Origin of the sequence: Mycolicibacillus koreensis (assembly GCF_002104795.1) — a bacterium.
GTDB lineage: Bacteria > Actinomycetota > Actinomycetes > Mycobacteriales > Mycobacteriaceae > Mycobacterium > Mycobacterium koreense.
Map to the genome: position 1 here is coordinate 1 of NZ_NCXO01000005.1, position 20,663 is coordinate 20,663.

The window sequence follows — 20,663 nt, forward strand, 5'->3', positions numbered from 1 at the left end:
ACCGGTCTCGGCCGGTTGACCCCCATCGAATTCGAAGCAATCATGACCCCACCGGCCAGTCAGGCCGCGTGACCAAACTGTCACCTATTCGTGCAGCAGACCCTGTTTTCGACAAAACCAACACGCATCGCCAAGCTGAGCTCGCCCGACTCCTGTTCACACATGCTCTCTACCAGCCCACCAACAATGGACACACCGTCACAAGTGGGTCATCTCACGAGCCATCCGTGCCGTCTGCATGAAAAGCGGTTCGGCGTGCTCGACAACCCCACGCGCCATCCCCTCATGCGTCGCCGTCTTGCTACGCAGTCCGGCGAAAATGTGTTCATGACCGACCCGACCAGAGTGCCACCCTGGGAAATGCCAATCCGGGAAATGCCACCCCGGCAACCCGGGCAATACGTGCGCCATTTTTGTTCTCCGTTCTCACAGTGGATTACCGAAGAAAACCACGCGCCACCCGGACTGTCGTCAACCGAACGGCTGAATTATGTTGCGAAACCAGAATTTCAACCGTTCGAATGAGATTCGACGGAGCGATCAGCCTAGGTTGCCGGCACGTTGTCGTCGCCGTGATGCAGTTCTTCGAACAGCGGCGTGAGCTCGTCGCGATGTGCAATACCCAACTTCGCGAATATTCGGTACAGGTGGCCGTCGATCGTCCTGACCGACACCGACAGGCGTTCGGCGATAAGCCGATTCGATAACCCCGCCACAGCCAGCTCGGCGATCTCGCGCTCCCGCGCACTGATGGGAAGCGGACGTGCCGCCGCACGCACCGCGGGCGAATCGAGAACGCAGGCATCAGCCACCACGCGCGCGTGATGCGCAGCCGCGAACGCACTACTGCGATCACCGAGACGGTCGTATTCACCGGCCGCTTGTGCCGCGGAGTCGGCGGCCAATGCCATCGCTCCCAACGCTGTGAATCGAGCGGCCGCCGCATCGAGCAGATCACCGCGGTGACTGGCCATCCCTCGCGCCTGCAGTGCAAAGGCGGCCGCCATGTCCGTGCCCAACCTGTCAGCCAGTTCGGTGAGCCAACCCGCCAATGACCTATCGCCGAACCGGACTGCGGTGTGCAGAGCGCGCGCCTCCACCGCCGCCATCCCGGTCCGCTGCGCCATCTGCGCGGCGCGCGCGGCGTGAGAGCGTGCGGCGGTGATCTCGCCGGCGGCGGCCCGCACCCACGCTCGCGCCAACTCCAGTTCCGGAGCGAAGACGGCCACCTGGGGGCCCGCATCCTGCTCGGCACTGTCCAGTGCGGCGGCGGCAGCAGCCGGATCGCCGCGCGCCCCCTGGGCCTGGGCACACCAAGCGGCGAGCAACGTCACCCATCCGCCCGGGAAGCCCTGCGTGAGAACCGAGACCACATCGGTCAACGCGTTGCAGGCAGTCGCCACCGAACCGCGAGCCAGGTCCGTCAGTCCGCGGATGGCACTTTGGACGACATCGCCGCCGGACAAGCCGACGCCCTTCGAGTCATACGCGTCGACCACCCGATCGGCGGCAGCCAGATCCCCGGCTTCGAGATGGGCGGTCAACTCGGCGAGGGCGGTGGCCAGGCGTTGCATTCCCACGGCGCCGACCCCTGTGCTGCGCAGTTCGGTGTTCACCAGCTGGCTCGCCTCATCGAACCGGCCGGCCAGCCCCAACGCCCAGGCGGTCGACGTCATCATGGCCTGCCACGCCCGTGTCCGACGGTGGCCGACGCCGGATCGCAGCGTCAGACCGGCGTTGATGGCGGTATCGAGATCACCGGCGAAGAACGCGAGCGAGACCCGCAGTTCCGCCAGGGCCTCGCGGTGCTGGTCGCAGGTAGCGCTGACCGTCGCTTCCCGCAGGGCCTGTTGTGCGGCCTCCACACGGCCGCAGCCCCAGAACAAATGGCTCACCCGGGCGCGCGCCCACCGCTGCCACTGGTCCGTGGCGTCCGTGTCGTCCTTGGCGTCCGTGGCTTCCGTGTCGTCGGGTTGCGCTTCGGCGAGCAGGGACTCGGCCTCCACACCACGCCCCTGCCAACTGAGGGTCTCGGCAAGTATCAACGCGGCATTCAGCCCGCCGTGATGCTCCCACGCGAACCGGGCGAATTCTTCGGCGTACTCGAACATCGCCATCGTCAACGCGCTCGCGGCGGCGGTGACGAGCACATCGGTGTCGGGGGCGAGGTCGCTGTTCATCATGTACTGCGCCAGACGGATCCGCCCACGAACGTCGGGCAGCCGTGACTCTCCGGTGCGGTGACCGAGATGTTTTCGCTGCGCCACGGCCAGCAACCCGTTGAGCTCACGCACGCGGACACGGCCGGCACGGCGCAACGCGGCCTCACCGACGACGGGGTGGATCAGTCGCGCCAGCAGGTCCGCGCCGTCGGCGACTATCTGGATCGTCCCGCGACGTTCCAGCCGTTCGACGACTTCAGGGCGGCACAGGGCGCGCAGAACCCGCCAATCCAACACTTCGCCCGCCGCCAGGGTTTCCACGGTGTCCAGTTCGTCGGGTGCCAGCGCCTGCAACCGCAAATCCAGCAGATCCTCGAGTTCACGGTCGGGACGCAGCCGCCCGGCCAGATGCCACCCGTCCGGGGCATGAACCAGCGCACCTCCGTCGGATTCGGCTGCCAGCAGGCCGCGCAGCAGCAAAGCGTTGCCGCCGCTGTACCGGAACAATTCGTCGATCAACCGATCATCGACGGCATCGGCGAGCACGGCGCCGGCCAATAGCGCGGTCTTCTCCCGGTCGAACGGCTCGAGATGCAGGCACCGGAGTCGGCGATCGGTCAGCAGCGTGGTGACCGCGTCAGGAACGGGTTCGCCCGATCCGATCGTCACGATCAATTGCGCCACGCCGCTGGTCGCCACCTGCTGGACCAGCATCGCCGACAACGGGTCGAGCAGGTGCGCGTCGTCGACGACCAGCACCAGGTCGTCGTCCTGCGCCAGATCGGCATAGGCGCCGGCCAGGATCACGGCCGGCTCGCGCGCCCCCGGCACACGCACAGCACGGGAGAACGCCCCCAACGGGACCGCCCGGCCGGTCTCGGTTCCCAGCACGAACCGCACCGGCCGACCGCGTGCGCCGAGTACCGTCGCCAACTCCCGCGCCAGCGTCGACTTGCCGACCCCACTGGCGCCGGTCAGCGCGATTCCCCCACCGGGTCCCCCACCGGGTCCTCCACCGGGCGCGCCGTCACCGAGCATCGTCAGTGCCTGACGAAGCTCGTCGTCGCGGCCCACCACCGGCCAACCCGGCCGCGCGCCGTTATCCCCGTTCACCCGGATCCACCACCTCCCCAGATGGTGTGTGCAGAGATATTACGCCTGCGATCTCACGCGCCGTACGGTAAAGGAGTGGCCCGAACCCGCACTGTCGACGCCTGCCCCGGCGCGCTGCAGACCCATCAGGCCGCCGACGGGCCCCTGGCACGCATCCGGCTGCCCGGCGGCGCCCTGAGCGCGACGCAACTGTCGGCGTTGGCCGGCGCCGCGGTCAAGTTCGGCTCCGGCGCCCTTGAGCTCACCGCCCGGGGCAACATCCAGTTGCGGGGGCTCACCGACACCGTCGCGGTCGCCGAGGCGGTGGCGGCCGCCGGATTGTTGCCGTCGGTCAGCCATGAACGGGTGCGCAACATCGTGGCCTCACCGCTGTCGGGTCGTTGCGGCGGTCAGGCCGATGTGCGCGGACTCGTCGCCGGCTTGGATCGTGCACTCTGCGCCGACCCGCGGTTGGCCGCGTTGCCCGGTCGGTTCTGGTTCGGGCTCGACGACGGTCGGGGGGACATCGGTGGGCTCGCCACCGACATCGGCGTTCACCTGCTCTCCGCCGACTGCGCGGCGCTGCTTCTGGCCGGGCGCGACACGGGGGTGCGCCTGGATCACGACGCGGTGGTGCCCACCCTGGTCGACGTGGCCGCCACGTTCCTCACCGTGCGCGACTCGGCCTGGCGGGTCGCCGAACTGGAGCGGCCCACGGCCCTGCTCCACGGTATGGAAGCAACCGAGCCGGGTGGGCGGACCTGGCCACCGGCGACGCGTCCCCCGGTGGGATGGATAACGCAGGACGACGGGCGGGTGACGTTGGGCGCCGCGGTACCGCTGGGTGTGCTGACGGCGCGGGTCGCGGAGTACCTGGTGGCCCTCGACGCGCCGGTGGTGATCACCCCGTGGCGTTCGGTGCTGCTCGGTGATCTCGGTGAGGCGGCCGCCGACGCGGCGGTGCGGGTGCTGGCCCCGCTGGGATTGGTCTTCGATGCGCAGTCGCGCTGGCTGGCGGTGAGTTCCTGCGTCGGCAGCCCCGGATGTGCCCATGCCCGCGCCGACGTGCGCGCCGACGCGGCCGCCGCGGTCGACACCCCCGCCGACGGCCACCGCCATTTCGTCGGCTGCGAACGTGCCTGCGGCAGTCCCCCTGTCGGGCAGGTGCTGGTCGCCACCGGGGACGGCTACCGTCAGCTCAGACCGTAGGGTGAGCGGGTGCTCGATTACCTGCGCACCGGGGCGGAGATCTACCGACAGTCGTTCGCGACGATCCGCGCCGAGGCGGATCTGACCCGGTTTCCCACCGACATCGCCCGGGTGGTCGTCCGGCTGATCCACACCTGCGGCCAAGTCGATCTGGTCGATCACATCGCCTATCGCGACGACGTCGTCAGCCGCACCCACGCCGCACTCGCCGCCGGCGCCCCGGTGCTCTGCGACTCCTCGATGGTGGCCGCCGGGATCACCCGCGCGCGGTTGCCCGCCGACAACGAGGTCGTGTCGCTGGTCGCCGACCCGCGCGCCGCCGCTCTGGCCGAACGGGAGGCCACCACCCGCTCGGCGGCGGGGGTGCAACTGTGGGCCGATCGCCTCGCCGGGGCGGTACTGGCCATCGGCAACGCCCCCACCGCACTGTTCCGGCTGCTGGAGTTGATCGACGAAGGGGCCTCGCCACCGGTGGCGGTGCTGGGTGGTCCGGTCGGGTTCGTCGGGTCCGCGCAGTCCAAACAGGAACTGATCGAGGACCCCCGCACCATGAGCTATCTGGTGGTGACCGGGCGCCGTGGCGGCAGCGCGATGGCCGCCGCGGCGGTCAACGCGATCGCGAGTAGCACAGAATGAGCGAAAACACCGGGTACGGAACACTGTTCGGGGTGGGCCTTGGCCCTGGCGACCCGGAGCTGGTCACCATCAAGGCAGCTCGCGTGATCGCCGAGGCCGACGTGGTCGCCTATCACAGCGCCCGACACGGTCGCAGCATCGCGCGCGGGATCGCCGCACCGTATCTGCGGGACGGCCAGATCGAGGAGCATCTGGTCTACCCGGTGACCACCGAAACCGTCGACCACCCCGGCGGGTATGCGGGAGCGATCGAGGAGTTCTACACCGTTGCCGCCGAGCGGATCGCCGCGCATTTGAGCGCCGGGCGCAACGTGGCGCTGCTCGCCGAGGGCGATCCGCTGTTCTACAGCTCGTATATGCATCTGCACACCCGGCTCACCGAACGCTTCAACGCCGTGATCATCCCGGGGGTGACCTCGATCAGTGCGGCTTCGGCGGCCACCGCCACCCCGTTGGTGACCGGGACCGAGGTTCTCTCTGTGCTTCCCGGAACCCTCGGGGCCGCCGAACTCAGCCGTCGGCTCGCCGACACCGACGCCGCGGCAATCATGAAATTGGGGCGATCCTATCCGGCTGTGCGCCAGGCACTCTCGGACTCGGGACGCCTCGATGAGGCGTTCTACGTGGAACGTGCCAGCACGGCCGGCCAGCGGGTGCTGCCGGCCGCCGACGTCGATGACGCTGCGGTGCCGTATTTCTCGCTGGCGCTGCTGCCGGGCGGCCGGCGCGCCGCCTCGCGGGCCGCTGCGGTGACCGTGGTGGGGTTGGGGCCCGGCGACGAGGCGTGGATGACCGCGCAGAGTCGCGCCGCGCTGACCGCGGCTACCGATCTGATCGGCTACGGGCCGTATCTGGATCGGGTGCCCAGCGTCGACGGTCAACGCCGCCACCCCAGCGACAACACCGAGGAGGCCGACAGGGCCCGGTTGGCCTGCACCCTGGCCGCCCAGGGACGGGCGGTGGCGGTGGTGTCATCGGGGGATCCGGGAGTGTTCGCGATGGCCGCCGCCGTGGTCGAGGAGGCCCGCAACTTCCCGACGGTGTCGGTGCGGGTGGTTCCGGCGATGACCGCCGCCCAGGCGGTGGCCAGCCGGGTCGGCGCTCCCCTGGGCCACGACTACGCGATGCTCTCCCTGTCCGATCGGCTCAAGCCGTGGACGGTGATCGCCGACCGGGTGCGTGCGGCGGCGGCCGCGGATCTGGTACTGGCGATCTACAACCCGGCATCACGCACCCGCACCTGGCAGGTCGCGGCGATGCGTGACGTGCTGCTGGAATACCGCGCACCGGACACCCCGGTCGTGGTGGGCCGCAACGTCTCCGGCGCTTCCCCGGGGCCGGAGGAGAGCGTCGCCGTGACCACGCTCGGCGAGCTGGACCCGGCCGGTATCGACATGCGCTGCCTGGTGATCGTCGGGTCCTCGCAGACGCGCAGCTATCGCGGGCCCGACGGTGAGCGCGTGTTCACCCCGCGGCGCTATCCCGGTTGAGCCCGGTTGAGCCCGGTTGAGCCCGGCTCAGCGTTCCCAACTGGTCGGCATCATCGGCACCGTTCCCGCGCCGTCGGCCGTGGCGCCCACGCTGGCGAGCCCGGCGGCGCGCACCCCGGGGGCCGCCGCCGCACCGGCGAACCCCAGCGTTCCCGCACCGGCCGGTGAGGCGTCGGTGGTCTCGGCGGGCGGGGACGACTCGTCGGCGGCGGGAGTCGGGTCGGCGTCGAGGAACTCGTAGCGGTACCCGCGCTCAGTGGCCGTGCCGCGGCGGCGCCGCCGGTGTTTCATCCGCGCGGTGAACGCGGTCGGCTCCCGGGTCGCCTCGGTGGCGTCCTCGTCGGCGCCGGTGGGGTCGGGGCGGCGCGCGGCCCGTCGGCTGCCGGCCCCGCGACGGGCCGAGGCCCCGACCGCGGTGGCCACATACAGGGTGTCGGTCAGCCCAGCCCCGGTGGTCTGGGTGGGCCCGAACCCCGTCCCCGGTCCCCCGCCGGCCGCACCGCCGGATGCGGGGGCGCTCGGCGCCGAGGGAACCGAGCCCGACGTGGCGGGGGCGCTGCTGCCCGCTGCACCGCCGGCACCACCGGCGGCCGCGCCCATCCCGGCGGGCGCCCCGGAGGGGGCGGGGGTCACGGTCGCGGGGACGTCGACGGTCTGGGACTCGAGTCCGGAAAGCCCCGCCAGCCCGGACAGCCCCGCCGCGGCGCCGCCACCAGCGGCCGCGGCGGCCATCACCGGGACCGCGCCGGCAAGCACCGGGATGGCCATCTGCACCGCGATCTGGCCCATCGGCCAGATCAGCATCAACGTGTGGTAGGCACTCCAGCCCAATGCAGAAGCCAACACCGGTGAGATGCCCGGGATCTGGCCGATCAGCTGACCGAACTGGGTCGCGGTCTCCACCGGCGGCAGCGGGTAGCCGTCGACGCCGAGCAGTTTCCACAGCTGTTTGGCGATGGGGTCGGCGAAACCCATGTTGTACTCGCTGAGCCAGTCGGCGATCTGCTGATCCCAGCTGACACCGCTGCTGGCGGCCTGCTTGTCGGCGGTGGCGTCGGGGGCGCGCAACTGCGCGCCGGACTCCGCGGCCGGACCGCCCGCCGGGGCATGGGCCGCCGCGGCGGCCTCCCCGCCGGGCGCCACGATCGGCGGGGCGGGTGCCAGCGCCGGCACCGACGCCAACGCCGGTTCGGCGACCGCCTGGTAGCCGGCCATGACGGTGGCGGCCTGGATCCACATCCGCACGTAATCGGCTTCGTTGACCGCGATCGGAATGGTGTTGATGCCGAAGAAGTTGGTGCCCACCAGCACCGCGTGCGTGGCATGGTTGGCGGCGAGCTCAGCCAGGGTCGGCATGGTGGCCAGCGCTGCGGTGTGGGCGCCGGCGGCGGCCTCGTGGGCGGCGGCGGCGATCGCGGTTTTGGCCGCGCTCTCGGCCAGCCATCCCAGGTACGGGGTGTGTGCGGCGACGTAGCGCTGCGCGGTCGGCCCCTGCCAGGCGCCGGACTGCACCCCGGCGAGCACCGCGGTGAGCTCCTCGGCGGCGCCGGTGTACTGCACCCCCAGGCCGGACCATTCGGCGGCGGCGGCCAGCATCGGCCCGGCCCCCGGACCGGCACTGAGCAACGCCGAATGCACCTCCGGGGGCGAGGCCAGCCAGACCGGTGCGATCATCGGTTGCCGTCACCCCCTCTCCCGTGCTGTGACCGTGGCCGACCGCCGGTCACCCCGCGCGCCCCAGCGGCGCTCCAGCGGTTTCCCAGCGGTCCTACAGTGGTCGGCCCGAGGACCCGATTAGTTCCCGACGATCACGCCGAGCGGTGTGGTTTGGCTCACAGGTGGCGATGCGCCACCATGGAAGCGTGAAATGTGCGGTGGTCCGCGAGGCACTCTCGGCGCGGCTCGACGGCGAACAACAGCCGCAGTTGCCCCCGGGGGTCGACGCCCATCTGCAGTCCTGCGCGCGGTGTCGCGGCTGGCTGGTCGGTGCGGCCGCCCACACCCGGCAGTTGGCCACCGCCAGCGCCCGCCGGGGCCCGGACCTGACCGATCAGATCCTGGCGACGGTGCGCGCCCGGGCGGTCAGCACCGCGTCACTGTGGTGGCGCGGGGCGTTGATCGCGGTCGGGGTCGGCCAGATCGCGGTCGCGGCGGCACAGATCGGCGGCCTGGACTTCGGCATGGTGCACACCGAGGGGCACGGGGCGGCCACCGGTGCGCACCTGTTGCACGAGTCCACCGCCTGGCTGGTGGGCCTGGGGGTGGCGATGATCGCGGCCGGGATCTGGACGGTCGCCGCGGTCGGGGTGTCGGCGGTGACCGGCGCGTATGCGGTGGCGCTGATCGGCTACGTCGCCGTCGACGCCGCCAGCGGCCAGGTCACCGCGGCGCGCATCCTGAGCCATATTCCGATCCTGGTGGGGTTGGTGTTCGTCCTGCTGGTGGTGCGCGACCGGTTCGGCCCGCCACGCCGGCGCGGCCGTGACCGCGACGCCGAACCCCTGATGGCGCCATTGCCCGAGGTGCGCCGGCGCGACCATCTGCGGCCGGTCAACCAGTCGGCCGCGTAACCTCAGAACCCCCTTCCGTGGCTACGACCGCGGGTCGTAGACTTCGGTCGACCCGCAGATCGGCAAAGGTGGCCCCATGACCGCGCGCAGCGATGACGAGGCGGTGACCGCGTTGGCGCTGGCGGCCGCGGGTCGCAACGCCCGGGCGCTGGAGGCCTTCATCCGGGCCACCCAGCAGGACGTGTGGCGCTTCGTCGCCTACCTCGCCGACGTCGGCAGCGCCGACGATCTGACCCAGGAGACGTTCCTGCGGGCGATCGGCGCGATCGAACGGTTCTCCGGACGCTCCAGCGCGCGCACCTGGTTGTTGGCGATCGCGCGCCGCGTCGTCGCCGACCACATCCGCCATGCCCGGTCCCGCCCGCGCTCCGCGGCCGGCGCCGACCCGGAGTTGCTGGCCGAGCGGCATCGGCCCAGCCGCGGATTCGAGGACGTCGTCGAGGTGACGACGATGATCGCCGACCTCACCGCCGAACAGCGCGAGGCGCTGCTGCTCACCCAGGTGCTCGGGCTGTCCTACGCCGACGCCGCGGCGGTCTGCGACTGTCCGGTGGGCACGATCCGCTCCCGGGTGGCCCGGGCCCGCGACGCCCTGATGCTCGACCCCGACGCCGACGACCTGACCGGATAACCGCCAGTCAGCCGAGTACGGCCCCGACCCAGTCGGCGGCAGCACCCACGTCGGCGACGGTGTGCACCCCGGCCGGCCGCGCGGGCCGCTGCACCATCACCACCGCGACCCCCAGGTCGGCGGCGGCGTCGAGTTTCGCCCGGGTCATCGTCCCGCCGCTGTTCTTGGTGACCAGCACGTCGACCCGGTGCTCACGCAGCAACCGGTGTTCGTCGTCGTAGTGGTACGGCCCGCGCGAGAGCACCACCCGGTGACGTGCCGGCAGCACCGTCGGCTCCGGGGCGGTGACCACCCGGATCAGATACCAGGCGGTGCCGCCGGTGAACGCCGCGAGACTCGAGCGTCCGGTGGTGAGGAACACCCGCCGGAACCCGCGGCGGGCCACCAGGTCGGCGGCTTCGGCGGTGGACTCCACCGGCAACGCCCCCTCGACCGGCCAGGCCGGCCGCGCCAGCACCAAGTGCGCCACCCCCATCTGGGCGCAGACGGCGGCCGCCGTGGCGGTGATGGTGGCGGCGAACGGATGGGTGGCGTCGACGACGGCCTCGATGCGGTGGTCGGCCAGCCACCGGCGCAGCCCCGCCGGGCCGCCGAACCCGCCGATACGCACCGCACCGACCGGCAGGGCCGGATCGGGCACCCGGCCGGCCAGCGAACTGATCACCGGGATCTCGGTATGCAACGCGGCGGCCAGGGCCCGCGCCTCGGCGGTCCCGCCGAGCAGCAGCACCGTCGGGGCACTCACGGAGCGCTCCCCCGCCGCCGGTCGGCGGAGTACAGGTAGCTGTCGGTGAATCCGGTCGCGGCCAGCGCCTCCCCGACGATGATGACCGCGGTCTTGGTGATCGCCGCGGCATGGACCTGTCCGGCGATGTCGGCCAGGGTGCCGCGCAGCACGGTCTGCTCGGGCCAGCTGGCGTACGCCACCACCGCGGCCGGGGTCTCGGGCCGGTACCCCCCGGCCAGCAGATCTGGTACCAGCGTATCGATCTGGGCCGCCGCCAGATGCAGCACCACCGTCGCTCCGGGCGCGGCCAGCGCCGTCAGCTCCTCTCCGGCGGGCATCGCCGTCGACAGTGTCGCCACCCGGGTCAGGGTGACCGTCTGGGCCACCCCGGGCACGGTCAGCTCCCGCCGCAGCGCGGCCGCGGCCGCCGCGAATGCCGGTACGCCGGGCACGATCTCGTAGTCGATGCCGCGGGCGTCCAGCCGCCGGCACTGCTCGGCGAGGGCACTGTAGAGCGACGGGTCACCGGAGTGCAACCGCGCCACGTCGACACCGGCGGTGTGGGCGTCGGCGCACTCTTCGATGATCTGGTCGAGAGTCAGCGGCCCGGTGTCGATGATGCGCGCCTGCGGCGGACAGTGCTCCAGCAGGTCGGTGGGCATGATCGATCCGGCGTACAGGCAGACCGCGCAGCGTTGCAGCAGCCGCTGCCCGCGCACGGTGATCAGGTCGGCCGCGCCGGGTCCTGCCCCGATGAAATACACCGTCACGGCACCGTCACCGCCCACTGGGTGATCGGGTGGTGGGCACGCCAGGTGGTCAGCGATCCCAGTGGTGCGGCCTGCGCGTGCTGGAACCGCCGCAGTTCACCACCGTATTCCGAAAACGCTTGGGCCAGAATCGCTTCTGATTCCACGGTGACGGCGTTGGCGACCAGCCGGCCACCGGAAGCAAGTGCGTCCAGACACTCGTGCAACAACCCCGGCTCGGTCAGCCCGCCACCGACGAACACGGCATCGGGGATAGGCGCGTCAGCCAGCGCCGCGGGTGCGCCGCCGCGTACCTCGACCCGTACACCGAAGTTGTCAACGTTGCGGGACAAGCGGTTTCGACGCTGCTCATCGCGTTCGAACGCCACCGCGGTGCACTGGCGCCAGCTGCGGCACCATTCGACGGCGATGCTGCCCGCTCCGGCGCCGACATCCCAGAGCCGCTGGCCCGGGCGCGGGTTCAACGCGAGCAGGGTGAGCGCACGGATGTCGGCTTTGGTGATCTGCCCGTCGTGGTCGAAGGCGTCATCGGGCAGTGCAGAAACGCGTTCGTCGGGCAGATAGCGCACCGCGATGACGTTGAGGTCGTCGACGTCGCCGGGGGCCTCGTGCGCCCACGCCCGCGCGTCGGAGTCGCGGCGGCGCTCGGCGGGGCCGCCGAGTTGCTCGAGCACGGTGAACGCCGAATCGCCGCGCCCGGCCGACTCCAGCAGTTCGGCCAGCGCGGCCGGCGTCGACGCCCCGGCCGACAACACGATCGCCTGCCCGCCGCGGCGCAGCGCAGTGACCGGGGCGGCGGTGACCAGGCTGATCACCTCGGTCTCGGCCACCGCCCACCCCATCCGGGCGCACGCGAGGGTCACCGCCGACACGTGCGGCACGACCGTGACGCGGTCGGCGCCGAACAGCCGGATCAACGTGGTGCCGATGCCGTGCAGCAACGGATCGCCGCTGGCGAGCACGTGCACGTCGCCGGCGCCGTCGAACAGGTCCGGCAACGCCGGCAGCAGCGGCGAGGGCCAGCGGTGCACGGTGGCGTCGACCGCACCGTCGAGCAGGTCCAGTTGGCGCCGGGACCCGTAGATCCGGCGTGCCGTGGCCAATTCGGCGCGGGCCTGCGCGCCGAGTCCGTCGACGCCGTCGGCGCCGATACCGACGACCACGATGCGGCTCATCGGGGCATCCTGCGCCACACCGGTTGCGGCAGCATCCGCAGAACCGCCGCCAGCGGCCGCAGTGACCACGGGATCCACACCACCCGGCGACGCTTGGCCAGTGCGCGCGCGGTCGCCGCGGCCACCGCGTCGGGGGTGCGCGACAGCGGTGCGGGACTCATCCCGGCGGTCATCCGCCCGATCACGAAACCCGGCCGCGCGATCAGCAGATGCACCCCGCTGCCGTGCAGCGCGTCGGTGAGTCCGCTGGCGAAACCGTCCAGGCCGGCCTTCGCCGAGCCGTACACGTAGTTGGCCCGCCGCACCCGCACCCCGGCGATCGAGGAGAACACCACCAGCGATCCGTGGCCGGCGGTGCGCATCGCGGCGGCCAGATGCGTCAGCAGGCTGACCTGCGCGACATAGTCGGTGTGCACGATCGCGACCGCGTAGGCGGCGTCATCCTCGGCACGTTGCTGGTCACCGAGGATCCCGAATGCCAGGACCGCGGTGCCGATTTCGCCGTATTCGGCGATCAGGTCGGCTACCAGCCGGCCGTGTCCGGCCACGTCGTCGGCGTCGAACTCGACCGAGTGCACCGCGGCGGCACCGGCAGCGCTGAGCGCGGCGATCGGCTCCTGCAGTCGGTCGGCGTGGCGCGCCGCCAGCACCACGGTGGCCCCCGACGCCAGTCGGCGGGCCAGTTGCACCCCTATTTCGCTGCGGCCCCCGAAAATCACGATCGGTCCGCTCACCGTGTCCTCCACGCCTGTGATTATCACCTGCGATAGCGTGGGCATCGATGGCGAACACCACCACCCGGCTCACCGACGAGGCGCACGCGTTCCTCACCGAACGCCACCTGGCGATGCTGACGACGCTGCGCGCCGACGGGTCGCCGCACGTGGTGGCGGTGGGTTTCACCTTCGACCCCAACACCCACATCGCACGGGTGATCACCAACGGCGGTTCGCAGAAGGCGGTCAACGCCGAGCGCGGCGGTGTCGCGGTGCTCAGCCAGGTCGACGGCGCCCGCTGGCTGTCGCTGGAGGGCAGTGCCACCGTCAGCGACGAGACCGACGCAGTGCGCGACGCCGAACTGCGCTACGCGCAGCGCTACCGCACCCCACGGGAGAACCCCAACCGGGTGGTCATCGAGGTGCACATCCAGCGGGTGCTGGGTTCGGCGAGTCTGCTGGAACGCACCCCGGACTGACGCGCGGAGCCCCCGGTGCTACACGACGAGCAGGTCGTGCGGGCGGCGGTTGAGCGGTTCGGCACCGGTGTCGGTGACCACCACGATGTCTTCGATGCGCGCACCCCAGCGGCCCGGGAAATAGATGCCGGGCTCCACCGAGAACGCCATCCCGGCGGCCAGCGGCAGCGTGTTGCCGGCGACCAGATAGGGCTCCTCGTGCACCGACAGCCCGATGCCGTGGCCGGTGCGGTGCACGAAGAACTCACCGAGACCCGCCTCGGCGAGCACGTCCCGGGCGGCCGCGTCGATCTCTTCGGCGCGGACTCCCGGACGCACCGCGGCGACCGCTGCGCGCTGGGCGGCCAGCAGCACCGCGTACCGCTGCGCCACCTCCGCGTCGGGTTCGCCGATGCTGTAGGTGCGGGTGCAGTCGGAGTTGTAGCCGGGGACCACCGGGCCGCCGATGTCGACGACGACGACATCGCCGCCCTGCAACACCCGCTCGGAACACTCGTGGTGGGGGTCGGCGCCGTTGGGCCCCGATCCGACGATGATGAACGCCGGCTCGGTGTGGCCTTCGGCGACAATCGCCGCAGCGATGTCGGCGGCGACCTCGGCTTCGGTGCGCCCCGGGATCAGCATCGCCGGCACCGCGGCGTGCACCCGGTCGATGGCCGCACCGGCGCGGCGTAACGCCTCCACCTCGGCGGGGTCTTTGATCATCCGCAGCTCGCGCAGTACGTCGGTGGCCAGCACCGGCGTCGCCCCGAGCGCGTCGGCCAGCGGCAGCAGGTGCAGGGCCGGCATCGCATCGGTGACCGCGCTCGCCACACCCGCGGGGACGCCGCCGAGGGCCGCCGCGACCAGGGCGTAGGGGTCGTCGCCGTCGACCCAGTCGCGCACCGGAATGCCGAGGTCGCCCACCGCGGAGTCGGCCAGTGCCGGGAGCTCGAGGCGCGGCACCACCATCGTCGGCGGTCCCGCCGCCGGCACCACCAGCGCGGTGAGCCGTTCGAAGGTCTGCGCACGTGATCCCAGCAGATACCGCAGGTCATATCCGGGGGTGATGACCAGCCCGGCCAACCCGGCCGCTGTGGTGGCCTGCGCGGCGGCGGTCAGTCGGCGGGCGTACACGGCGCTGTCGAATCGGGAGCTCACAGGCCACAGGTTAACGGCCGACGATGGCCGACGAAATAGTATGGCGGGCATGCCCGCTCCCCTGCTGCTTCTCGACGGTGCCAGCATGTGGTTCCGATCGTTTTTCGGGGTACCGTCGTCGATCACCAGCCCCGACGGCGCGCCGGTCAACGCGGTGCGCGGGTTCCTCGATTCGGTGGCGTCGCTGGTCACCACCCACCGGCCGGCCCGGCTGGTGGTCTGCCTCGATCTGGATTGGCGCCCGCAGTTCCGGGTCGATCTGATCCCCTCCTACAAGGCCCACCGCGTGGAGGAACCCGGCACCGACGCGGACCCGGACGTCGAGGAGGTGCCCGACGAGCTGAGCCCACAGGTGGACTGGATCCTGGAGTTGCTCGACGCCGCCGGGATCGCCACCGCCGGCGCCGAGGGCTTCGAGGCCGACGACGTGCTGGGCACGCTGGCCGCACGCGAATCGACCGACCCGGTGGTGGTGGTCACCGGCGACCGCGACCTGTTGCAGGTGGTCACCGATGCCCCGGTGCCGGTGCGGGTGCTGTATCTGGGTCGCGGGCTGGCCAATGCGACACTGTTCGGCCCGAGGGAGGTGGCCGAGCGCTACGGCCTGCCCGCGCAGCGGGCCGGCGCGGCGTACGCGGAGTTGGCGTTGCTGCGCGGCGATCCGTCCGACGGGCTGCCCGGGGTGCCCGGCATCGGGGAGAAGACCGCCTCGAAGTTGCTGACGACGTACGGTTCGCTGGCGGCGGTGCTGGACGCCGCGGCGGATCCGGGCTCGGCGATGGCGGCGGGGCTGCGCACCAAGCTGACCGGGGCCGGCGACTACATCGCCGCCGCCGGTGCGGTGGTCGCCGTGGTGACCGACGCGCCGGTCACCGTGTCGCAGCCGACCGATGCGCTGCCGTCGGCGTTCGCCGATCCGGCGCGGGTCGGCGCTCTCGCCGAGCGTCTCGGGCTCGGTTCCCCGGTGACGCGGCTCGAGACCGCGCTGCAGACGCCGCGGTGATCGGCCTCGGTCAGCGGGGTCGGCTGACCTCGTAGGTGCCGGAATCGTCCTGGAAGGTCACCGTCACCCGGCGTTTGGTGCCGTCGATGCTGACCTCACAGTCGAAGCTGTCGTCCTTTTTGACCGTCGGGTCGCCCTTGCCCTCGTTGCAGATGACGTCCTTGACGTTTTTGGCGCCGTACCCGTTGGTTTCGTCGCTGAGGATCTGCTGCACACGGTCCTGGGTCTTCGCGATGTCCAGTTTGGTGGTGACGAAGTATCCGGGCCAGACGAAACCGACCACCAGGACCGCGGCGACGATCGCGGCGGTGAGCACCCCGAGGGTGACCGCGGCGCGACCGCTGATCGGCAGCCCCAGGAACTTGGTGCGGGCGTCGGCGACCAGGTGATGTTCGTGGTGGCCGGTGGGAGCCTCGGCGCCGGGCTGTGCGGGCGGCATCCCCGACACCGGCTGACCGTACGGACCCGGCTGGGGGTACTGGGTGGTCTGACCGTAGGGGCCGGGCTGCTGGGCGTACTGGATCGGCTGCCCGTACTGGCCGGGCTGGGCGTACTGGGTGGTCTGCCCGTAGGCGCCGGGTTGGCCGGGCTGCACATACGGCGTGGGCTGGCTGTACTGCTCGGGCTGCGGATAGCCGGGGATCGCCGGGTACGTCGTCGGCGGGTACGCGGGCTGCGCCTCGCCGGGCGGCTGGTCCGGCGGGCCCCACTGGGCGGTCTCGCCCGGGAAGCCCACGGCGTCCTGCGACCCGTCCGCCGGCGTGGCGTCGCCCTGCTCGGTGGGGGGCTGCCAGGGGTTCGCCGGATCGGGTTCCTGCGGTCCGCTCATGAAATCTCCTGTGTGCTGCGTTCGCCGACGATGGCGACTGTGCGCGGCCCAGCCTACCGGCCTACCCTCCCTCCACCGCGACGACACCGCGACGGACCGCGTCGATGGCGTGTTTGGCGGTCGCCCGCAGCCCCGGATCGGGTGCGGCGTTGCGCACCTGGTCGAGGAGATCGAGGACTTGGCGGCACCACCGCACGAAATCGCCCGCCGACAGCGGAGCACCGGTGTCGGCGACGTCGGAGGCGGCCAGCGCCGCGGACAGGTCACCGGTGCGCGCCCAGTGATGGATCGCGGCGACGAACCCGTCGTCGGGTTCGCGCCCGGTGGCCAGCCGGTGGCGCTGCTCGTCGGCGCGCAGCTCCGCGCACAGCCGCAGGGTGGCCGCCAGCGCCCGGCGGATCGGCGCGGTCGGCGCGTCGAGCCCGTGGGTGCCGCCGGCGCTGTCGCCGCGGGATTCGTAGAGCACCGCGGAGACCACCGCCGCCAGCTCGGCCGGTGCCAGCGTGTTCCAGGCGCCGGTGCGCAGGCACTCGGCGACCAGCAGGTCGCTCTCGCTGTAGATGCGGGCCAGCAACCGGCCGTCCTCGGTGACCTGCGGATCGGGATCATCGGCGGTGCTGTCGGCGGTGATGAACCCACGCTCGGTGAGCAGCGCGACGATGCGGTCGAAGGTGCGGGCCAGCGAGTTCGTCGCCGCGGCGACCTTTTTGTCCAGCGCCGCGTTGTCGCGCTCGATGCGCAGGTAGCGTTCGGCTTCGCGCAGCCCGGTGTCGCGTTCCGGCGCGTGGTGCACCGGATGCTCACGCAGCCGGGTGCGCAACGTCACCAACTCCGGGTCGGTGATGGTCTCGTCGGTGTCGCGCCGGCGCGACGGCACGGCCAGTCCGGCGGCGGCCGAGCGCAGCGCGGAGGCCAGGTCGCGGCGCACCCGGGGCTGCTTGTGTTCGACCCGTTTGGGCAACCGCATCGTCCCGAGGGCGGCCCCTCCGCCGTAGTCGGCCGCCGAGATGCGACCGGCCCAGCGGTGTTCGGTGAGCACCAGCGGGCGTGGGTCGACGTCGTCGCGGGCGGGGTCGAGCACCACCGCCAGGCCGCCGCGACGCCGATGGGTGACGCTGATGATGTCGCCGCGACGCAGCGCGGCGAGCGCGTCGGTGACCGCCCGGCGGCGCTGCAGCCGGGAGGCGCGGGCCTGCGCCTTCTCCCGCTGCGAGATCTGTTCGCGCAGCCGGGCGTAGTCGAACAGCGGTGCGTCGTCACCGCCGAGTTCGGCGGCGATCTCAGCTTGCATGCGCCGGCCCCGCTGCACCCCGCGCACCAACCCGACCACCGAGCGGTCGGCCTGGTACTGGGCGAAGGACTGCTCCAGCAGGCGGTGCGCCTGCTGGGGGCCCATCCGCGCGACGAGGTTGATCGTCATGTTGTACGACGGCGCGAACGAGCTGCGCAGTGGGAAGGTCCGGGTGGAGGCCAGCCCGGCCACGTCGGCCGGCTCGATGTCGGGATGCCACAGCACCACCGCGTGGCCTTCGACGTCGATGCCGCGCCGCCCGGCGCGCCCGGTCAGCTGGGTGTACTCGCCGGGAGTGAGCGCGGCGTGCTCCTCGCCGTTGAATTTCACCAGCCGCTCGAGCACCACCGTGCGGGCGGGCATGTTGATGCCCAAGGCCAGGGTTTCGGTGGCGAACACCGCCTTGGTGAGCCCGGCGGTGAACAGTTCTTCGACGGTGTGCCGGAAACCCGGCAGCATCCCGGCGTGGTGGGCGGCCAGCCCGCGCAGCAGGCCTTCGCGCCATTCGTAGTAGCCGAGCACCCCCAGGTCGGCGTCGGCGAGGTCCGCGCAGCGCCGGTCGATCACCGCCGCGATGCGCTCGCGCTCCTCCTCGGTGGTCAGCCGAAGCGGTGAGCGCAGGCACTGTTTGACCGCGGCGTCACAGCCGGCGCGGGAGAACACGAACGTGATCGCCGGCAGCAGGCCCGCCGCATCCAGGGTGCCGATCACCTCCGGGCGTCCCGGCGGGCGGTAGCTGCGCACCGGGTGGCGCCGCCGGTTCCGGTGCGGCTGCCAGTCGGCGAGCCGGTCGGCCTCCCGGCGGTGCGCGATGTGCCGCACCAGGTCGGGGTTGACCGCCCCGGGGGCGCCGGGGCGGCCGCCGTCGTCGTCGAACAAGTCGTAGAGCCGTTTGCCGACCAGCATGTGCTGCCACAGCGGCACCGGGCGGTGCTCGTCGACGACGACGGTGGTGTCGCCGCGCACCGTCTGGATCCAGCCGCCGAACTCCTCGGCGTTGCTCACCGTCGCCGAGAGGCTGACCAGCCGCACCTGCTCGGGCAGGTGCAAGATCACCTCCTCCCAGACCGCGCCGCGCATCCGGTCGGCCAAGAAGTGGACCTCGTCCATGACCACGTGCGACAGGCCCCGCAGCGCCGGGGAGTCGGCGTAGAGCATGTTGCGCAACACTTCGGTGGTCATCACCACCACCGGGGCGTCACCGTGGATCGACTGGTCCCCGGTGAGCAGCCCGATCTGCTCGGCGCCGTAGCGCTCCCGCAGGTCGGCGTACTTCTGGTTGCTCAGCGCCTTGATCGGGGTGGTGTAGAAGCATTTCCCGCCACCGGTCAGCGCCAGGTGCACGGCGAATTCGCCGACGACGGTTTTGCCGGCGCCGGTGGGCGCGCACACCAGCACCCCGTGCCCGGCGTCCAGTGCTGCGCAGGCGCGCTGCTGGAACCCGTCGAGAGGAAACGGCAACCCCGCGGCGAAGCGCCCCAGCCGGCCCTCGGCGGCGGCGTCGGGCGGGTCAGGTGATGGAGTCATCGACCCTGGGTGCCGGTTCCGGGGACGCCACCGGGGTCGGTGGCTCGATCGTGGCGGCCTCGTCGTCGGCGAGCCCGGCCGCCGCCCGTTTGGCGCGACGCTTGTCGTGCAGGCGGGACACCTGGATGGCCAACTCCAACAGCAGCGTCAACGCCAGTCCCAACGCGATCATCGAGAACGGGTCGGAGCCGGGGGTGAAGATGGCCGCGAACAGGAAAACCACGAAGATCAGCCCGCGGCGCCACTGCCGCAGCCGCGCGTAGGGCAGCACGCCGACCGCGTTGAGCATCACGATCAGCAGCGGGAACTCGAAGCTGATCCCGAACACCAGCAGCAGGTTGATCAGGAACCCGAAGTACTGGTCACCGGAGAGCGCGGTGACCTGTACGTCGCTGCCGACGGTGAGCAGGAAGTGCAGCGCTTTGGCCAACACCAGGTAGGCCAGCAGCGCCCCGCCGATGAACAACACCACCGCGCAGACCACGAACGTCACCGCAAAGCGGCGTTCCTTCTGGTAGAGCGCCGGGGTGATGAACGCCCACAGTTGGTAGAACCAGACCGGGCAGGCCAGCACCACCCCGGCGGTCAGACCGACCTTGAGACGCAGCATGAACTGGTCGAACGGAGCGGTCGCCAACAGCCGGCACTGCCCGTCGGCGCTGATGTCGGCGCGCGCCGACGGCGGCAGCGCACAGTAGGGGTGGCGCAGCCACTCGCCGAGGGACTCCACCCCGAACACCGGGTGCGAATACCACAAGAACCCGGCGATGGTGGTCACCACGATCGCCGCCAGCGAGATCAGCAGCCGGGTGCGCAGCTCCCGCAGATGGTCGGCGAGAGCCATGGTGCCGTCCGGGTTGGTGCGGCTGCGGCGCTGCCGCGGATCCAGCCGGGTGAACAAACTACGAGTGCGCGCCATCAGTGGGTGTCGGTGCGGTCAGCCCGCACGGCGGGACCGGTCGCGGCTATGCCGACCGACCGTCGGCCGCCGGCGGGTCGACACGCTCGGCGGAGACCTGGGTCGGCGGTGCCGCCGGCGGCGGGTTCTGCGCCTTGGTGTCGTTCTGCAATTCCCGAACCTCGGATTTGAAGATGCGCAGTGACTTGCCCAGCGACCGTGCTGCGTCGGGAAGTCGTTTGGCACCGAACAGCACGATCACCACGATCAGCAGGATCGCCCAATGCCACGGACTCAGACTGCCCACTTTGGTTACCT

19 protein-coding genes are annotated in these 20,663 nt (G+C 71.5%); 8 read left to right on the forward strand and 11 right to left on the reverse strand.

Going from position 1 to position 20,663, the window contains the following annotated elements; translation table 11 throughout:
- Positions 1-90 precede the first annotated feature (90 nt).
- The gene (locus B8W67_RS20470; protein ID WP_133056034.1) at positions 91-525 is read left to right on the forward strand and encodes a hypothetical protein; all 435 of its coding nucleotides are present in this window, start codon (positions 91-93) and stop codon (positions 523-525) included.
- Positions 526-545: 20 nt separating this feature from the next.
- Here B8W67_RS20470 and B8W67_RS03355 read toward each other — a convergent pair whose 3' ends face one another.
- On the reverse strand, positions 546-3,275 hold the full coding sequence (locus B8W67_RS03355) for a helix-turn-helix transcriptional regulator (RefSeq protein ID WP_372507483.1): 2,730 nt from the start codon (positions 3,273-3,275) through the stop codon (positions 546-548).
- A 75-nt stretch (positions 3,276-3,350) separates the two neighbouring features.
- Between B8W67_RS03355 and cobG the strand changes: the two genes are divergently transcribed.
- Genes cobG through B8W67_RS03370 form a run of 3 tightly spaced genes read left to right on the forward strand, consistent with a single transcriptional unit; the run spans position 3,351 to position 6,589 of the window.
- On the forward strand, positions 3,351-4,463 hold the full coding sequence (gene cobG, locus B8W67_RS03360; protein ID WP_085302274.1) for a precorrin-3B synthase: 1,113 nt from the start codon (positions 3,351-3,353) through the stop codon (positions 4,461-4,463).
- Between the two features lie 9 nt (positions 4,464-4,472).
- A complete protein-coding gene (locus tag B8W67_RS03365) occupies positions 4,473-5,099 on the forward strand; it encodes a precorrin-8X methylmutase (RefSeq protein ID WP_085302276.1) in 627 nt (208 codons plus the stop codon).
- Positions 5,096-6,589: a precorrin-2 C(20)-methyltransferase gene (locus B8W67_RS03370; RefSeq protein ID WP_069390865.1), complete on the forward strand. Its 1,494-nt coding sequence runs from the start codon at positions 5,096-5,098 to the stop codon at positions 6,587-6,589. The genes B8W67_RS03365 and B8W67_RS03370 overlap by 4 nt, the downstream gene beginning before the upstream one ends.
- 27 nt (positions 6,590-6,616) lie before the next feature.
- Here B8W67_RS03370 and B8W67_RS03375 read toward each other — a convergent pair whose 3' ends face one another.
- A complete protein-coding gene (locus B8W67_RS03375) occupies positions 6,617-8,263 on the reverse strand; it encodes a PPE family protein (RefSeq protein WP_085302278.1) in 1,647 nt (548 codons plus the stop codon).
- A gap of 188 nt (positions 8,264-8,451) precedes the next feature.
- Here B8W67_RS03375 and B8W67_RS03380 point away from each other — a divergent pair, with 188 nt between their 5' ends.
- Together B8W67_RS03380 and sigC are read left to right on the forward strand one after the other, a co-directional pair.
- Positions 8,452-9,159, forward strand: a complete 708-nt coding sequence (locus B8W67_RS03380; protein ID WP_163797012.1) for a DUF2275 domain-containing protein — start codon at positions 8,452-8,454, stop codon at positions 9,157-9,159.
- A 76-nt stretch (positions 9,160-9,235) separates the two neighbouring features.
- Positions 9,236-9,790 (forward strand): RNA polymerase sigma factor SigC, encoded by a 555-nt coding sequence (gene sigC / locus B8W67_RS03385; protein WP_069390862.1) that lies wholly within the window; start codon positions 9,236-9,238, stop codon positions 9,788-9,790.
- Between the two features lie 7 nt (positions 9,791-9,797).
- Here the strand turns inward: sigC and B8W67_RS03390 are convergent, their stop codons facing one another.
- Genes B8W67_RS03390 through B8W67_RS03405 form a run of 4 tightly spaced genes read right to left on the reverse strand, consistent with a single transcriptional unit; the run spans position 9,798 to position 13,241 of the window.
- Entirely contained in the window at positions 9,798-10,535 is a 738-nt protein-coding gene (locus B8W67_RS03390; RefSeq protein ID WP_234806650.1) for a cobalt-precorrin-6A reductase, read from the reverse strand.
- Entirely contained in the window at positions 10,532-11,287 is a 756-nt protein-coding gene (cobM, locus tag B8W67_RS03395) for a precorrin-4 C(11)-methyltransferase (RefSeq protein WP_069391008.1), read from the reverse strand. Before cobM ends, B8W67_RS03390 begins: the two co-directional genes overlap by 4 nt.
- Positions 11,284-12,462, reverse strand: a complete 1,179-nt coding sequence (cbiE, locus tag B8W67_RS03400; RefSeq protein ID WP_085302342.1) for a precorrin-6y C5,15-methyltransferase (decarboxylating) subunit CbiE — start codon at positions 12,460-12,462, stop codon at positions 11,284-11,286. The genes cobM and cbiE overlap by 4 nt, the downstream gene beginning before the upstream one ends.
- Positions 12,459-13,241 (reverse strand): decaprenylphospho-beta-D-erythro-pentofuranosid-2-ulose 2-reductase, encoded by a 783-nt coding sequence (locus tag B8W67_RS03405; RefSeq protein WP_275329463.1) that lies wholly within the window; start codon positions 13,239-13,241, stop codon positions 12,459-12,461. Before B8W67_RS03405 ends, cbiE begins: the two co-directional genes overlap by 4 nt.
- A gap of 2 nt (positions 13,242-13,243) precedes the next feature.
- Between B8W67_RS03405 and B8W67_RS03410 the strand changes: the two genes are divergently transcribed.
- Positions 13,244-13,657: a F420-dependent biliverdin reductase gene (locus B8W67_RS03410; RefSeq protein ID WP_069390860.1), complete on the forward strand. Its 414-nt coding sequence runs from the start codon at positions 13,244-13,246 to the stop codon at positions 13,655-13,657.
- 18 nt (positions 13,658-13,675) lie between these two features.
- Here B8W67_RS03410 and B8W67_RS03415 read toward each other — a convergent pair whose 3' ends face one another.
- Entirely contained in the window at positions 13,676-14,848 is a 1,173-nt protein-coding gene (locus B8W67_RS03415; RefSeq protein ID WP_085302282.1) for a M24 family metallopeptidase, read from the reverse strand.
- On the opposite strand from B8W67_RS03415, the gene B8W67_RS03420 reads away from it, so the two are divergent.
- Positions 14,847-15,800 carry a 5'-3' exonuclease gene (locus tag B8W67_RS03420; RefSeq protein WP_069390858.1) on the forward strand — a complete coding sequence of 318 codons (954 nt, stop codon included), beginning with the start codon at positions 14,847-14,849 and terminating at the stop codon, positions 15,798-15,800. The genes B8W67_RS03415 and B8W67_RS03420 overlap by 2 nt on opposite strands.
- 10 nt (positions 15,801-15,810) lie before the next feature.
- Here B8W67_RS03420 and B8W67_RS03425 read toward each other — a convergent pair whose 3' ends face one another.
- The 4 genes from B8W67_RS03425 to tatA all read right to left on the reverse strand — a co-directional run bounded on the left by B8W67_RS03425 (position 15,811) and on the right by tatA (position 20,652).
- The gene (locus B8W67_RS03425) at positions 15,811-16,629 is read right to left on the reverse strand and encodes a DUF4333 domain-containing protein (RefSeq protein WP_069390857.1); all 819 of its coding nucleotides are present in this window, start codon (positions 16,627-16,629) and stop codon (positions 15,811-15,813) included.
- 61 nt (positions 16,630-16,690) lie between these two features.
- The gene (locus B8W67_RS03430; protein ID WP_069390856.1) at positions 16,691-19,447 is read right to left on the reverse strand and encodes a DEAD/DEAH box helicase; all 2,757 of its coding nucleotides are present in this window, start codon (positions 19,445-19,447) and stop codon (positions 16,691-16,693) included.
- Positions 19,431-20,366: a twin-arginine translocase subunit TatC gene (gene tatC / locus B8W67_RS03435; protein WP_069390855.1), complete on the reverse strand. Its 936-nt coding sequence runs from the start codon at positions 20,364-20,366 to the stop codon at positions 19,431-19,433. Before tatC ends, B8W67_RS03430 begins: the two co-directional genes overlap by 17 nt.
- A gap of 46 nt (positions 20,367-20,412) precedes the next feature.
- Positions 20,413-20,652: a Sec-independent protein translocase subunit TatA gene (tatA, locus tag B8W67_RS03440; RefSeq protein ID WP_069390854.1), complete on the reverse strand. Its 240-nt coding sequence runs from the start codon at positions 20,650-20,652 to the stop codon at positions 20,413-20,415.
- Positions 20,653-20,663 lie beyond the last annotated feature (11 nt).

Coding starts and splice junctions, on each gene's coding strand:
- B8W67_RS03420 (WP_069390858.1), top strand. CDS start 14,847: ATGCCCGCTCCCCTGCTGCTTCTCGACGGTGCCAGCATGTGGTTCCGA.
- B8W67_RS03410 (WP_069390860.1), top strand. CDS start 13,244: ATGGCGAACACCACCACCCGGCTCACCGACGAGGCGCACGCGTTCCTC.
- B8W67_RS03405 (WP_275329463.1), bottom strand. CDS start 13,241: ATGCCCACGCTATCGCAGGTGATAATCACAGGCGTGGAGGACACGGTG.
- sigC (WP_069390862.1), top strand. CDS start 9,236: ATGACCGCGCGCAGCGATGACGAGGCGGTGACCGCGTTGGCGCTGGCG.
- B8W67_RS03375 (WP_085302278.1), bottom strand. CDS start 8,263: ATGATCGCACCGGTCTGGCTGGCCTCGCCCCCGGAGGTGCATTCGGCG.
- cbiE (WP_085302342.1), bottom strand. CDS start 12,462: ATGAGCCGCATCGTGGTCGTCGGTATCGGCGCCGACGGCGTCGACGGA.
- B8W67_RS03415 (WP_085302282.1), bottom strand. CDS start 14,848: ATGCCCGCCATACTATTTCGTCGGCCATCGTCGGCCGTTAACCTGTGG.
- B8W67_RS03370 (WP_069390865.1), top strand. CDS start 5,096: ATGAGCGAAAACACCGGGTACGGAACACTGTTCGGGGTGGGCCTTGGC.
- B8W67_RS03430 (WP_069390856.1), bottom strand. CDS start 19,447: ATGACTCCATCACCTGACCCGCCCGACGCCGCCGCCGAGGGCCGGCTG.
- B8W67_RS03425 (WP_069390857.1), bottom strand. CDS start 16,629: ATGAGCGGACCGCAGGAACCCGATCCGGCGAACCCCTGGCAGCCCCCC.
- tatC (WP_069390855.1), bottom strand. CDS start 20,366: ATGGCGCGCACTCGTAGTTTGTTCACCCGGCTGGATCCGCGGCAGCGC.